The organism is Acidovorax sp. NO-1 (assembly GCF_000238595.1).
Taxonomy (GTDB): Bacteria; Pseudomonadota; Gammaproteobacteria; order Burkholderiales; family Burkholderiaceae_C; genus Acidovorax.
Window position 1 is genome coordinate 1 of the sequence record NZ_AGTS01000038.1, and the last position, 13851, is coordinate 13851.

The 13851-nt window shown below is 65.9% G+C and carries 14 protein-coding genes and 1 pseudogene; 12 read left to right on the forward strand and 3 right to left on the reverse strand.

Features of this window, described 5'->3' with window-relative positions; translation table 11 throughout:
• From KYG_RS24230 to KYG_RS03825, 5 genes and pseudogenes are all read left to right on the forward strand, one after another.
• Window positions 1-110 (forward strand): annotated as a pseudogene (locus tag KYG_RS24230) (IS30 family transposase); the annotation flags it as partial.
• 361 nt (window positions 111-471) lie between these two features.
• A complete protein-coding gene (locus KYG_RS03810; RefSeq protein WP_034693023.1) occupies window positions 472-681 on the forward strand; it encodes a hypothetical protein in 210 nt (69 codons plus the stop codon).
• A gap of 118 nt (window positions 682-799) precedes the next feature.
• Window positions 800-1135, forward strand: a complete 336-nt coding sequence (locus KYG_RS03815; protein WP_008903507.1) for an RNA-binding protein — start codon at window positions 800-802, stop codon at window positions 1133-1135.
• A 245-nt stretch (window positions 1136-1380) separates the two neighbouring features.
• Entirely contained in the window at window positions 1381-1761 is a 381-nt protein-coding gene (locus KYG_RS03820) for a hypothetical protein (protein WP_008903508.1), read from the forward strand.
• A complete protein-coding gene (locus KYG_RS03825) occupies window positions 1762-2568 on the forward strand; it encodes a hypothetical protein (RefSeq protein ID WP_008903509.1) in 807 nt (268 codons plus the stop codon).
• 69 nt (window positions 2569-2637) lie between these two features.
• Here KYG_RS03825 and KYG_RS03830 read toward each other — a convergent pair whose 3' ends face one another.
• The gene (locus tag KYG_RS03830) at window positions 2638-3591 is read right to left on the reverse strand and encodes an AEC family transporter (protein WP_008903510.1); all 954 of its coding nucleotides are present in this window, start codon (window positions 3589-3591) and stop codon (window positions 2638-2640) included.
• A 238-nt stretch (window positions 3592-3829) separates the two neighbouring features.
• Entirely contained in the window at window positions 3830-5008 is a 1179-nt protein-coding gene (locus KYG_RS03835; RefSeq protein ID WP_034693025.1) for an ABC transporter substrate-binding protein, read from the reverse strand.
• A 377-nt stretch (window positions 5009-5385) separates the two neighbouring features.
• Between KYG_RS03835 and KYG_RS03840 the strand changes: the two genes are divergently transcribed.
• The 4 genes from KYG_RS03840 (at window position 5386) to KYG_RS03855 (ending at window position 9962) form a co-directional block, all read left to right on the forward strand.
• Entirely contained in the window at window positions 5386-7485 is a 2100-nt protein-coding gene (locus KYG_RS03840; RefSeq protein WP_034693027.1) for an ATP-dependent helicase, read from the forward strand.
• A gap of 28 nt (window positions 7486-7513) precedes the next feature.
• Complete coding sequence (locus tag KYG_RS03845) at window positions 7514-8020, forward strand: hypothetical protein (protein WP_008903513.1); 507 nt, start codon at window positions 7514-7516, stop codon at window positions 8018-8020.
• Window positions 8017-9201, forward strand: coding sequence for a phospholipase A (locus KYG_RS03850; protein ID WP_008903514.1), 1185 nt, complete (start codon window positions 8017-8019; stop codon window positions 9199-9201). Before KYG_RS03845 ends, KYG_RS03850 begins: the two co-directional genes overlap by 4 nt.
• Before the next feature lie 371 nt (window positions 9202-9572).
• Complete coding sequence (locus KYG_RS03855) at window positions 9573-9962, forward strand: hypothetical protein (protein WP_008903515.1); 390 nt, start codon at window positions 9573-9575, stop codon at window positions 9960-9962.
• A gap of 89 nt (window positions 9963-10051) precedes the next feature.
• Here the strand turns inward: KYG_RS03855 and KYG_RS03860 are convergent, their stop codons facing one another.
• Window positions 10052-10531 carry a universal stress protein gene (locus tag KYG_RS03860; RefSeq protein ID WP_008903516.1) on the reverse strand — a complete coding sequence of 160 codons (480 nt, stop codon included), beginning with the start codon at window positions 10529-10531 and terminating at the stop codon, window positions 10052-10054.
• 109 nt (window positions 10532-10640) lie between these two features.
• On the opposite strand from KYG_RS03860, the gene tgt reads away from it, so the two are divergent.
• Genes tgt through KYG_RS03875 form a run of 3 tightly spaced genes read left to right on the forward strand, consistent with a single transcriptional unit; the run spans window position 10641 to window position 13750 of the window.
• The gene (gene tgt, locus KYG_RS03865; protein WP_008903517.1) at window positions 10641-11813 is read left to right on the forward strand and encodes a tRNA guanosine(34) transglycosylase Tgt; all 1173 of its coding nucleotides are present in this window, start codon (window positions 10641-10643) and stop codon (window positions 11811-11813) included.
• A gap of 10 nt (window positions 11814-11823) precedes the next feature.
• Entirely contained in the window at window positions 11824-13005 is a 1182-nt protein-coding gene (locus tag KYG_RS03870; protein ID WP_008903518.1) for a nitrate/nitrite transporter, read from the forward strand.
• 55 nt (window positions 13006-13060) lie between these two features.
• Window positions 13061-13750, forward strand: a complete 690-nt coding sequence (locus KYG_RS03875) for a glutathione S-transferase family protein (RefSeq protein ID WP_008903519.1) — start codon at window positions 13061-13063, stop codon at window positions 13748-13750.
• Window positions 13751-13851: the final 101 nt, after the last annotated feature.

Here is a 13851-nt window from a genome sequence, read left to right on the forward strand (position 1 = left end):
CCGATGAACTCAATGGCCGCCCCAGGATGACTTTGGGCTGGAGCAAGCCTATTGAGGTGTATGCCGAGCATTTGGCTCGCTTGGCACAACAGTCCGATTCAGTCCATTAACTTTTAATGTTGCACTTGGACTTGAAACCGCCCTTGCTGCACATGCGCAAGCAGCTATCAAATCAGGTGCGTCACTTGCCTCGGATTCGCACGCTGTCGGACGTGCGGGGTGGTTCATATAAAACTTCAAAGAATATAAATTTCAATTTAAATTCTTTTTGAGATATAATATTGGGCAGTTGCGGTCACCGCAGCGCCTGCTCAGGGTGGTCATTCGCTCTCTGCGGGTCGCCTTTTGCGACCTTTGTCGCCCAGTGGGTCTGTAGAGCTGCAGCCCACCGCGTCCCTTGATGCTCGCGCAGGCCGCCTCTTGCAGGGCCTGCGATCCCGATTGATCCAGATTTCACAGACCGCCATCTCCATGGGCTCTTTCGTCGTTTCGCCCACGACACACCCGACCGACTGCGGCCGCTTTCGCGCCTCCTTTTCGGTCCATCGCTCGCAGGGCAACGGCAGCTACTGCCGCGTGTTCCGCTTTGACCAGGCCTTTGCCTCGCGCGAAGCCGCCCGGCTCTTTGCCATCACCCAGGGCTGGCTGCAAACCTGCATGCAGCACCCGCCCCGATGCTGACGCACTGACCGGTGCGAGCGCAGCCCTCCCTTTTTCCCGCTGCGGGTTTCGCACCCGCAGCAACTTACCCCAACGGTGCGCCATTCGTTGCGCGCCATTTTTCAGAAAGGCTCTTTCCATGAGCAGCAAAATCTATGTGGGCAACCTGCCCTACTCCGTCACCGACGCCAGCCTTCAGAGCAACTTTTCGGAGTTTGGCGGCGTGTCCTCTGCCAAGGTCATGATGGACCGCGAAACCGGCCGCTCCAAGGGCTTCGGCTTTGTGGAAATGGCCAACGCCGAAGTGGCCCAGGCCGCCATCAGCGGTCTGCACGGCATGTCCGTGGACGGCCGCACGATCGTGGTGAACCTGGCCCGCCCGCGTGAAGAGCGCAGTGACGCTGGCGGCTACACCGCCAGCAAGCGCTCGGATGTGGGTTACGGCACCGGCGGCTACGGCGGCGGTCGCTACTGAAAACCGCGCCCCGCGTAGAAACCGGCTCTCTGGAGCCGGTTTTTTTTGCCCCGGCCGTAACTTTTGCCTGCCCGCGCAGAGCAGCCGACGGCATGGGGCACGCAGTACGCCATCTGCACGCCCCACGCTACCTCAGGTGGCCCAGGGCCGACTGAGCGCGGAAACCTGCCGCGTTGGGTGACAGCGATCCCCACACTGCCCGGCACCGCCGCCGTGCATACTCTGGGCGCTTTCCAACCCGCCTAATGAACCGCTACAAAGACTTTCTACCTCCGCTGTGGACAATCACTGCCGTCGCCGTGTCCACGTTGGCAACCAATTGGATCTGGGCCTCGTGGTTTGCCAAAGCGAAGGGCACCGGTCTCGCCGCGCTGCTGATTTACCGCATCTTCGGGTGGCCGCTGATGTTGGCAATGATCTATCTGATCCTCGGTTTTTCCCTCAAATGCTGCCAGGGCCTGTCCATGTTGCGCTGGGTGATCGTACTGGGCGTGATCGGAGCGGGCTTCGCCGTATTCGGCACGCCGGGTCTGTGGAATCTGCTCCTGTGCGCCGGCCTCACCATCGCCGTGGCGCTGCAGTCCTGGCGCACCGCGCAGGACGATGCTGACCTGGAGGACCTGTAGATGGCCGTCAAGGAGAAACCTCCGCACGGTCTGCTGGAGAGCTTTTCCGCGCCGCTGTGGGAAAGGCTGGGCTTGACGGCCGTGCAGCCGCAGTGGGTCGTGAAGAGCCAGCACCGCGGTTTTGACTGGATGGCGATCGAGCTTGACCACAGCGGCACGGGCTTTAGGCAAACGCGTGCCACCACCACAGTCTTTGCGGTGAAGCTACCGCGCAAGTCCCCGGACTGGTACCTGCCCAGCGATCGCATTCGCAGCGATCGCCAGGTGTGCGTGGACGACGCCTGGGTGTACGCGGGGGCGCTGGGCGAACAACCCCGAGTCCGCACCTGGACCCATTGGCTGGATCTTGCCGTGGACACGGCCGAGGAAGTGATCAGCACCGAAGGCATGCGCCGCGATGAAAGCCCGCAGCAAAAGGCGCAGCGGGCCGACGCCCCCAGCTGGAACGTGCACCACGGCAACCTGGTCTTGCTCTGGCTGGTGTCAATGGTGGTGTTCAGTTTTTTCAACGTGATGATGCTGTGGGAGGCCTATGGCGACTGGCAACACCACGGGGCCATCCTCCAATGTCACCCGAAGACCCGCATGGGCACCCATCTGCAGGGCTGGAAGGCCTGGGCCTACGCCGCTTCTCTGGCGGCCCCGCTGCTGATCGTGGTCAAGGCCCTGTACACCATGGCTACGCGCGTTTACAGGCCGGGCTTCGCTTTGCAGATCTGCGTTGAAGGGGCGCTGTGGGTGGGCGCGATGTACGCGCTGCACCACGCCCGGGAGGCCCTGGTTCAATCAGTGCGCCATGCCTGCTGAATGCAGTTCCAGGCATTTAGGCCTCCAGCGCTTATCTGGCAAGCGCCTTCAGCTATAAAAACAAAAGCATCAGGTCAACAGCGTCACCGCCGCCGAAAAACTCAGGAACGCCAGCGCGGTGGACACCAGAATGATCCGCGCCACACGCCCGTTGTTGGCACCGAACTTCTCGGCCAGCAGCGAGACATTGCTGGCGCTGGGCAGGGCCGCCAGCAGCACCAGCACCGTAAGGGCAAACGGCGTGAGCGGCACCCCGAGCGCGATGGCCGCCGTGCCCACGCCCCACACCAGGAGCGGGTGCACCAGCAGCTTGGCCAGCGCCACGGGCACGTAGTCGCGCAGGGGCACCTGCTCGTGCTGGTTCATCTGCGAGCGGGCCAGCACCGCGCCAATGGTGAACAGCGCCACCGGCGAGGCGGCGTCGGCCAGCATGGCCACGGTTTGGTCCACCGGGCCGGGCAGCTGGAACTGCAGGGCCGAGGCCACCGCACCCAGCGCAATCGACCACGGCATCGGGTTGGTGGCCATGCCCCTGAAGGCGTTGCGCAATGCCACGCCCACGCCGTGGGTGCCCGCCCCATCCAGGCGCGACAGCGCAATGCACAGCGAACTGGTGATGACCATGTCCACCACGATGGTCACGATGGCCGGGCCCGCGGCCTGCGCGCCCAAAAGGGCCACCAGCAGCGGCACGCCCATGAAGCCGGTGTTGGGGAAGGCGGCCACAAGGGCGCCAAAGGCAGCGTCGTTCCAGCCGATGCGCGCGTTGCGCGTGAGCGCCACCGTGGCGCCCACCATGACCAGGGCACACACCACATAGACGCCCGCCACAGCCGGGTCCAGCAGCTGCCCGATGGGCGTGCTGGCGCCAAAGCGGTACAGCATGCAGGGCAGCGCAAAGTACAGCACGAAGGCGTTGAGCCCGGGGATGGCCGGTTGCGGCAGCACGCCGCGCCGCGCAGCGAGATAGCCGCAGAGCACGAGCGCGAAGAAGGGGAAGGTGATGAGAAGGACGGACAGCACGGACCCATTTTCCTTGCTGCGCCTGCGGCCGGGGTTAGCGGCGCCCGGTGTGGTCAGCGCAAAGTCAGACGGGGGTCATCGCACACAACGCATGCAGTAGAAGCAAAACGCACCTCGGCATCTCCACGGATTTGCATTCAACCGGATAACCAGGCGGGGAGCCGCAGACAGCGCTGCAGCACGGCAAGGCTCCCTCCACACCCAAGAAGGACGTTAGCCGGTTGAAGGCAAATCCGCGTCACTGCTTGCGCTGGATGATGAGGTTGCGCTTGGCATCCTCGGGGTAGGCAAAGGTGATGGCGCCGTTCTTGACCATGCCGATGATCAGCATGTTGCGCGTGATGGCGTCCTTGTCCTGCACGCTGAAGGGCTTGTCGTAGGTGGAGACCACGCCGTAGTAGGTTTTCATCTTGCCTTCCAGCGATTCCTTGATGGCCTTGCCCGTGAGGTTGCCATCGCGGATGCCGAGGAACGAATACATCAGCAGGTAGGTGGCGTCATAAGCGTTGGCCGCGGCCATGGGCACGGCCATGCGGCCCTGGAACTTGCGCGAATAACTGGACAGGAAGGCCGCGCGCCGCTCGTTGCTGGGCTCGGCAATGAAGGTCTGCACCGCCAGCGCACCTTCGGCCGCGTCCTTGGCGCCGTCGATGAAGAAAGGGAAGGACAGCGTCCAGCCGCCCACCTGCGGCACCTTCCAGCCGAGCGCCTTCTTGCCGTTGGCGATGGCGGCGTTCTCGGGCCCCACGGTGTAGCTGAAGATCACGTTGGCACCGGCATTGCGGGCGGCCGTGAGCTCGGCCGTGAGGTCCTTCACGCCCAGCGCGAAGCGGGCCACGTAGGCGGGCTTGAGCTTCTTGTCCTCCAGTGCCGCCACCACATCCTTGTAGCCCCCCTCGCCGTAGCCCGTGGTGTCGGCAAAGATGGCCACCTTGTCCCAGCCGCGTTTGACGATGTCGTCCACCATGAAAGGCGCCTGCAGCGCGTCGCGTGCCTGCACGCGAAACACGTAGCTGTCGGCCGCGGGGTATTTGGCCGTCACCTCCGTACCGGCGGAGCAGGGCACGATCAGCGGCGTCTTCGAATCCTGGAACAGGTCGATGGATTTCATCGCCACACCCGTGTTGCAAAAGCCGATGGCGGCGACCACCTTTTCCTGCACCAGCTCCTGCGACACCTTGCGCCCCTGGTCCGGGGTGGCGGCGTCGTCCTTGATGACCAGCTCCAGCGGCCGGCCCAGGTAGCCGCCCACGGCATTGATCTCGTCCACCGCCAGCTTGATGCCGTTGAGCATGGGCACGCCAAAGTCCGCCGAAGGCCCGGTGAACGGACCCACGACCCCGATGCGCACCGGGTTGGCGCCGCCGCCCTGCTGGGCCAGCACTGGCCCGGGCAAGAGCGTGCCCGCAGCCAGCATGCAGCCCGCCGTTGCGGTGACCACCGCCCGGAGCCGCGTGCGGGCGGTGTGCGCAAAGGTCTTCGAAGAGAACGTGACAAACGCGATCATGGTGATGGGCCTGTAAAACGCCGCCCGCAGGGGTCCGGGCGCCGTGATGAACGGAAGCTGCCAGTATCAAAGTGTGACAACCCACGCCGCCAGCGGGGTTTCCCGAACCGGGGCGCAGTCCTGCGGTGCCTGCGCCCGCAACCGCCTGGCCCGGCGCTTGTTGCGTCAGCGCGGTGTCAGGTGCGAGGCGGGCCACGGCAGCACGCCGGTATCATTGCGCGCTTCGCTGGCGCACACGGTGCCAGATGCGCGCCCCCCTCCCCCTGGTTCCCTTCGCCCCCTTTCGCATGTCCGCCGGTCTCAATCTCGCCCAGCTCCAGGCTGTCCATTACACCGACGGTGCCTGCCTGGTGCTGGCCGGCGCGGGCTCGGGCAAGACGCGCGTGATCACGCAGAAGATTGCGCACATGATCGAAAAGGGCATGGACCCCCGGCGGATCGCGGCCATCACCTTCACCAACAAGGCGGCGGCCGAAATGCGCGAGCGCGCCAAGGGCCTCATCGGTCGCCGCGCCAAGGACGTGCTGGTGTGCACCTTCCACGCCCTGGGCGTGCGCATTGTGCGCGAGGACGGCGCGGTGCTGGGCCTCAAGCCCCAGTTCAGCATCATGGATGCCGACGATGTGACGGGCATCCTGAAAGACGCTGCCGGTGGAACCACCGACCTGGCCACTGCACGCCAATGGCAGTGGACGATCAGCAAGTGGAAGAACATGGGCCTGAACGCCGAGCAGGCGCTGACACAGGCGGCCGACGACAGCGAACGCAGCATTGCGGTACTGATGGCCCGGTACGAGGAACGCCTGGCGGCCTACCAGAGCGTGGACTTTGACGACCTGATCGGCATGCCGCTCAAGCTCCTGCGCGACTTCCCCGAGGTGCGCGCCAAGTGGCAGGCGCAGCTGGGCCATGTGCTGGTGGACGAGTACCAGGACACCAATGCCACGCAGTACGAACTTTTGAAGCTGCTGGTGGGCGAACGCGGCCATTTCACGGCCGTGGGCGACGACGACCAGAGCATCTATGGCTGGCGCGGCGCCACGCTGGACAACCTGAAAAAGCTGCCCATCGACTTTCCAGAGCTCAAGGTCATCAAGCTGGAGCAGAACTACCGCTCCACCAGTGCCATCCTGCGCGCGGCCAACAATGTGATCGGGCCCAACCCCAAGCTGTTCCCCAAGACGCTGTTCAGCGAGCTGGGCGAAGGCGAGCCCGTGCGCGTGGTCGATGCCGACACCGAAGAGCACGAGGCCGAGCGCGCCGTGGCCCGCATCCAGAGCCTGCGCGCGGCCAGCAACCCGCCCCCGGACTGGAAGAGCTTTGCCATCCTGTACCGCGCCAACCACCAGGCCAAGCCGTTCGAGAAGGCGCTGCGCAAGGCCAACATCCCGTACAAGGTGTCGGGCGGCACGAGCTTTTTTGACCGGGCGGAAATCAAGGACCTGTGCGCCTGGTTTCGCCTGTGGATCAACAACGACGACGACCCGGCGTTTTTGCGCGCCATTGGCAGCCCCAAACGCGGCATCGGGCACACCACGCTGGCCGCTTTGGGCGCGTTTGCCACGCAGCACAAGCAAAGCATGTTTGGCGCGCTGTTCAACGGCATGCTGCCCGCAGCCGTGCCCAAGCGCGCGCTGGATGGCCTGCACGAGTTCGGCCGCTACATCAACGACCTGGAGCACCGCGCCCGCCACACGCACGGCGCCGAAGATGCACGCGCCTTCCTGGCCGAATGGCTGAAGGAAATCGGCTACGAACAGCACCTGTACGACGGCGAAGACAGCGAAAAGGTGGCCGCCGCCCGCTGGAGCAATGTGCTGGAGTTCTGCGACTGGATGGCCCAGCGCGCGGGCGGGCAGATTGACGACACGGCGGGCGCCGTGGTGGCCAGGGAGACCAAAAGCCTGCTGGAGGTGTCGCAGACCATCGCGCTGCTCTCGACCATCAGCGAGCGCGAGCAGGAGCAGGACATGGTCACGCTTTCGACCCTGCACGCCAGCAAGGGGCTGGAGTGGCCGCACGTCATTCTCGTGGGCGTGACCGAGGGCATGCTGCCCTTCAAGCTCGACGACGACGAAGGCCGCCAGCACAAGGTGAGCGACGACACCCTGCAGCGCCTGCAGGAAGAGCGCCGCCTGATGTACGTGGGCATCACCCGCGCCCAGCGCACCCTGGCCGTGAGCTGGACAAAAAAGCGCAAGAAGGGCCGCGAGATGGTGGCCGCGCAGCCCAGCCGCTTCATCGCCGAAATGGGCCTGGACAAGACCACCGCCCGCGAAGACCCGCGCGAAAAGCTCAAGGCCCTGCGCGCCGAATTTGCCGCCAGGGCGCAGGCCACCAGTGCCGCCCACGCGGCTGCCGCAGCGCACCCGGCGCCCACGAACTGACGCCCCGAAGCACCCTCCACCGCAGCCCATGGCGCACCGCTCCTTCTTGCCACCCCACCGCGCCCTGGGCGCCATCGCTTTGGTTTTGATAGCTATCAGCGCTTATCCTACAAGCGCCAGCGGCCAAAATGCCCCAAAATCCACCACCGCCGCCTGCCCGGCTGCGGCAGACCTGGACCACCGGCACCTGCAGGGCCGCTGGCTGGCGCAGCTGCAAGGCACCGCGCCGGACACCCCTGGCGCCAGCGCCACACTGCAGCTGGGCCCGCACCCCGAACTGGCACAGAGCGTGCGTGGGACGGTGCAGCGCAACGGCACCACCGCGCAGGTCAGCGGTGATGTCGATGGGGGCGAGCTGACCCTGGAAGAATCGATCAACGGCACGAATATCAGCGCCACCTGGACAGGCCAGGTGGTCGATGGAAGTTGCGGCAAGGAAATACGCGGAACATGGAACAACGCAGCACCCACCCCTTCGGCGCCCCCGACACCGCCCATCCCGTTCGTACTGCGCAAGCAGGCGGGGTGGCAATGAACCGCGCCCAGACCCCGCGCCCGCGCCCCGGCCGCCTGCAGCACGCCATGGCCCTGGTGATTGCAGCACTGGCACCCACCGGAGCCGTGCTGGCGCAGGCGGCCCCGGACGGCAACGCCGGCACCGCAGACAGCGCGCTGCGCCGTTGCACCGCGCTGAGCAACGACAACCAGGCGCGCCTGGCCTGCTTTGACCAGTGGGCCGCCCAGCAGGCCTGGCAGGCGCCGGCAGCCTCGGCCGAAGCTGCCGCAGCGGTTCCGCCGCCTGTGGACGCCACACTGCCTGCAACCCGCGTCATTGATGTGGCCCGCACTGACGGCTGCCGCGACCCGCAGTACAGCGACCTCTCGCGCTTCTGGGAACTGGAGTCGGGCAGCGACTGCGGCACCTTCAGCTTTCGCGGCTACCGGCCCATCACGGTGTCTGTGGTGGGCGCCAGCAACGTGAACCGCCAGCCCACCTCGGATGCCGACGGCAACTCGGCCGCCGAATCCACCCCCTACCGCCGCGCGGAAAACCGCATCCAGCTGTCGGTGCGCACCAAGATCGCGCAAGGCCTGCTCACGCAGGGGCATCCCACGCTCAAGGATTCGGTGTGGTTTGGCTACACGCAGCAGTCGTACTGGCAGCTGTTCACGCCCGAAATCTCGCGCCCGTTCCGCGCCACCGACCACGAGCCCGAGGTGATGTATGTCTACCCCACCACGGCGCAGCTGCCTTTTGGCTGGAAGTGGCGCTACAGCGGCATCGGGCTGGTGCACCAGTCCAATGGCCAGAGCAAGCCTCTGTCGCGCAGCTGGAACCGCATGTACCTGATGACCGGCATGGAACTGGGCAACCGCGTCAGTGTGAACGCCCGTATCTGGAAGCGCATCCCCGAAAGCTCGGGCAGCGACGACAACCCGGGCATCAGCGACTACGTGGGCCGCGGCGAGCTGTCGGCCTTCTGGAACTACGACAAGGACAACACTTTCGGCGCCACGCTGCGCCATTCGCTGGCCAGCAGTGACCGGGGCTCGTTGCGCCTGGAGTGGCTGCAGACGCTGGGCACCGGCCTGTTCGGCGGCAAGAGCAACCTGCGCCTGCACACGGCGCTGTTCAGTGGCTATGGCGACAGCATGATCGACTACAACCGCAAGCGCACCGTGTTCAGCGTGGGGTTGAGTCTGGTGGATTTTTAAGCAGGTACATCCCCCTGAGGCGCTGCGCGCCTTCCCCCTTCTCTCGAATCGCTGTGCGATTCGGGAAGGGGACGCAGCCCTTGCTGCGGGGCGGCCCTTGCTTGGCTGCCCTCGCCTGGTGCGCGCCAGTCTCGACGGCCACGTGCCTTGCCAGGCAATACCAATAGTGGGCACCCGACATTGCTCACAACTCGTTACGACATCGTCCTCAAGTTTCTTTGGATGGCGCCGACGTGCGGCCACAATGGCACGCGCACAGAAACCGGCGTGGCCCCTGTGAGAGGCGTTCAAAAAGAGCCCCTTTCCCACCGTTTTACCTGCCATTGCCTGCAGCGTGCCCCTCGACAATGCCGACAAAGAGGAACACACCCATGGACATGCAATACCAGCTCAAGGCAGGCAGCTACTACCTGTATGACATGCGCGAGGCGCCCAGCGCGGTGACGGGTGAGCGCCGCTTCAAGCTCAAGACCGACACGGTGGCCATTGCGTTCGACAAGCACACGGGCGAGGTGCACCAGCATGGCAGCCCCACGCGCATCCAGTCCTGGGCCAACAACACCCGTCGCCGTCTGCGCGCTGCCGGGGCGCAGGACGTGGCCAATGACATCGTGGTGGTGTCGGGCCCGCTGCCGGTGGACGAACTCAACAAGTGCCTGTGGGTGCGCGGCTATGTGCGCCGCATGTTCTCGCGCCTGGCCACGCTGCCGCACGGCAAGCTGCAACGGCCTGCGGCCGAGCCGTTTCGCAAGGCGGCCTGATCACGCGGCCGCCTACCGCTCCCGATACCCGCAAGGGCCGCACTCAGCGGCCCTTGTCGTTTCTGCATCCGCCGGCCTGGCCGGGGCGCTCAGGCCGCTGCGTCTTCGGGCGTATCGGCTTCGTCGGCCTCCAGCACCTCGGCATGTTTGACGATGGTCACCGGCACCGGACTGCTGTGCGCCACCTCCTGCGAGACAGAGCCCAGCAGCGCGCTGGTGATCGCACCCTGCCCCTTGGCGCCGATGATGACCATGTCGCACCCGGAGCGCTCGATCATGTCCACCAGCGTGTGCGCCACATCGCCCACACCCACATCGGTTTCATAAGCCACCCCGGCCGCGTCGAGCAGTGCGCGCGCCGACGCCATGAGATGGTCACCCGCCTGCAGGCTGGCAGCGGCGATCAGGTCGGGGTCGCGCGTGGTCACCAGCTCGTACAGCGTGGCGGGCTCCTGTACGTTGGCCAGCACGATCGACGCCTTGAGCCCCTGGCGCACCAGCGCCAGCGCATGGTGCACACCATCCAGCGAGAGTTCGGAGCCGTCTACGGCGATGAGGATTTTGAGCATGGTGTTCTCCTTGTAGTACCTTGGTCCAGTGTAGCCACGGCCTCGCCCAAACCCCATCCATAACCTTGAGCGGGATCAGGCAAGCCTGTCTGGGACAATGCGCCCCATCATGCTGCAGTTCGAACTCCTCACAACCGACCCCACCAGCCACGCACGCCGCGGCACGCTCACGCTCAACCACGGCGAGGTGCAAACTCCCATTTTCATGCCCGTGGGCACCTACGGCACCGTCAAGGGCGTCATGCCGCAAAGCCTGAATGACATGGGCGCACAGATCATCCTGGGCAACACCTTCCACCTGTGGATGCGGCCGGGCCTGGACATCGTCCAGAGCTTCGGCGGTTTGCATGCGTTCGAGCAGTGGAACAAGCCCATGCTCACCGACTCGGGGGGATTCCAGGTCTGGAGCCTGGGCGACATGCGCAAGATCACCGAGGAGGGCGTGCACTTTGCCAGCCCCGTGAATGGCGACAAGCTCTTCATGTCGCCCGAGGTGAGCATGCAGATCCAGACGGTGCTAAACTCCGACATCGTGATGCAGCTCGACGAATGTACCCCCTACGAAACCAAGGGGCACCTGACCACCGAGCGCGAGGCGCGCCAGTCCATGGAGATGAGCCGCCGTTGGGCTGTGCGCTCCAAGGCCGAGTTCGAGCGCCTGGACAACCCCAACGCGCTGTTCGGCATCGTGCAGGGCGGCATGTTCGAGAACCTGCGCCAGGAATCGCTCGAAGCCCTGGTGGAGATGGACTTCCCGGGCTACGCGGTGGGCGGCGTGAGCGTGGGCGAACCCAAGGACGAGATGCTGCGCATCATGGCGCACACCCCGCACCGCCTGCCCGCGCACAAGCCGCGCTACCTCATGGGCGTGGGCACGCCCGAAGACCTGGTGGAAGGCGTGGCCCAGGGCGTGGACATGTTCGACTGCGTGATGCCCACGCGCAACGCACGCAACGGCACGCTGTTCACACGCTACGGCGACCTGAAGATCCGCAACGCGCGCCACAAGGCCGACCACCAACCGCTCGACACCAGTTGCACCTGCCACGCCTGCGCGGGCAAGGACGGCGTGTCCTGGGATGCCGGCGGGCGCGGCGGCTTCTCGCGCGCCTACCTGCACCACCTGGACCGCTGCGGCGAAATGCTCGGCCCCATGCTCGCGACCATCCACAACCTGCACTACTACCTGAACCTGATGCGCGAGGTGCGCGAGGCGCTCGACGCCGGGCGCTTTGGCGAGTTCCGCGCACAGTTCAAGGCCGACCGGGCGCGGGGCGTATAACGCAACGGCTGTGACCCGCACCCCGCAGCCTCCGGTCCCACGCCACGTGCTGCCCGTGCTGGTGGCCGCACAGTTTGCGGGCACCTCGCTGTGGTTTGCGGTCAATGCCGTCATGCCCGACCTGCAGCGCGAGCTGGGTTGGCCTGCCACCGCCGTGGGCACGCTGACTTCGGCGCTGCAGTTCGGCTTCATCCTGGGGACGCTGGTCTTTGCGCTGCTGGCGATTGCCGACCGGTTCTCGCCCCGGCGCGTGTTTCTGGTCTGCGCCTTGGCCGGTGCGGGCTGCACGGTGGGTGCCTGGGCCATGGTGACGAGTTTTCCGGCCCTCTTGGCGTGGCGCTTTGCTACGGGGTTTTTCCTGGCAGGCATCTATCCCGTGGGCATGAAGATCGCCTCGCAGTGGTACACGCGCGGGCTGGGCCCGGCCTTGGGGCTGCTAATCGGCGCGCTGATTCTGGGCTCGGCCAGTGCCCACGCGCTGCGCGCCCTGGGCGACGCCCTGCCCTGGCCCAGCCTGATGCTGGGGGTGGCGGGGCTGGCGGCTGCGGGCGGGGTGCTGCTGTACGGGTGGCTGCCCGATCCACCCGGTGCGGTGGCCCGCGTCACCACACTGCAATGGCGTGCGCTGGCCAGCATTGCCACCGATGCACGCGTGCGCAGTTCGGTGCTGGGTTATTTTGGCCACATGTGGGAGCTGTACACCCTGTGGGTGCTGATGCCTATCATTCTGGCCACGCGCCTGCAGGGCACGGCGCTGTCGTGGGCCGCGTTCTGGGTGCTGGGCGCGGGCGCGCTGGGCTGCACGGTGGGCGGCTGGCTGGCGCCGCGCTGGGGCAGCGCCCGCGTGGCGGCAGTGCAACTGGCCACCAGCGGCCTGTGTTGCCTGCTTGCCCCCTGGCTCATGCGGGCGCCCGATGCGCTGTTCTATGCCTGGCTGCTGGTGTGGGGTATCACCGTTTCGGGCGATTCTCCCCAGTTCTCTGCGCTCACGGCGCGCAATGCGCCGCCCCAGGCCGTGGGCAGCGTGCTCACATTGACCAACAGCATCGGTTTTGGCATCTCCATTGTCAGCATTCTGTTGTTCGTCGAGCTTTCGGCCCATGTCGCGCTCGGCCCCCTGCTGACGGGGCTGGCGCTGGGCCCGGCACTGGGGCTGCTGGCGCTGCGCCCCCTGCTGCGCACCAGGGAATGAACCGGCGATAAACCCTTCCCGGCGCCGACCGCCCATGCCCGCTACGATGGCGCGCATGCTGACCCTGCACCACCTCGAAACCTCGCGCTCGCAGCGCATCCTCTGGCTGCTCGAAGAACTGGGCGTGCCCTACGACATGCGGCGCTACCAGCGCGATCCGCGCACCAAGCTGGCACCGGCCACGCTGAAGGCAGTACACCCTCTGGGCAAGTCGCCTGTCATCACCGAAGGCGAGGATGTCATCGCTGAATCGGGTGCCATCATCGAATACCTGGCCGAACGCTTTGCCAACAGCGCACCGGCAGACCTGGCCCACCTGGTGCCGCAGACCGGTACGCCAGAGCACCGCCAGTGCCGTTTCTGGATGCACTATGCCGAGGGCTCGCTGATGAACTGGCTGGTGATGAAACTGGTGTTTCGCACCATCCCCACGCAGCCCATGCCCTTCTTTGTGCGGCCCATTGCGCGCACGCTGTGCGAACAGGTGCAGAAAAAGCTCATCGACCCGAACCTGGCCACGGCGCTGGCCTTCATGGATGCGCACCTGGCGCAGCACCGCTGGTTTGCGGGCGAGCACCTGAGCATCGCCGACTTCCAGATGAGCTTTGCCGTGGAGGCAGCCCTCGCGCGCGCCGACGAAGGCGCCCGCCATCCGCACCTGCTGGCCTATCGCGAGCGCATGCACCAGCGCCCGGCCTACCAGCGCGCACTGGCCCAGGGGGGGCCGGTGGTGATGGAGGGGTGACAGACGGCAGCAGCTGCATGGCACCCCATCGCGGGCACTGCCATGCAGCCCCCGCCCACAGCCTGCCCCGCCCCCTGCACAAGCAGGTAGTTTCCCCACCC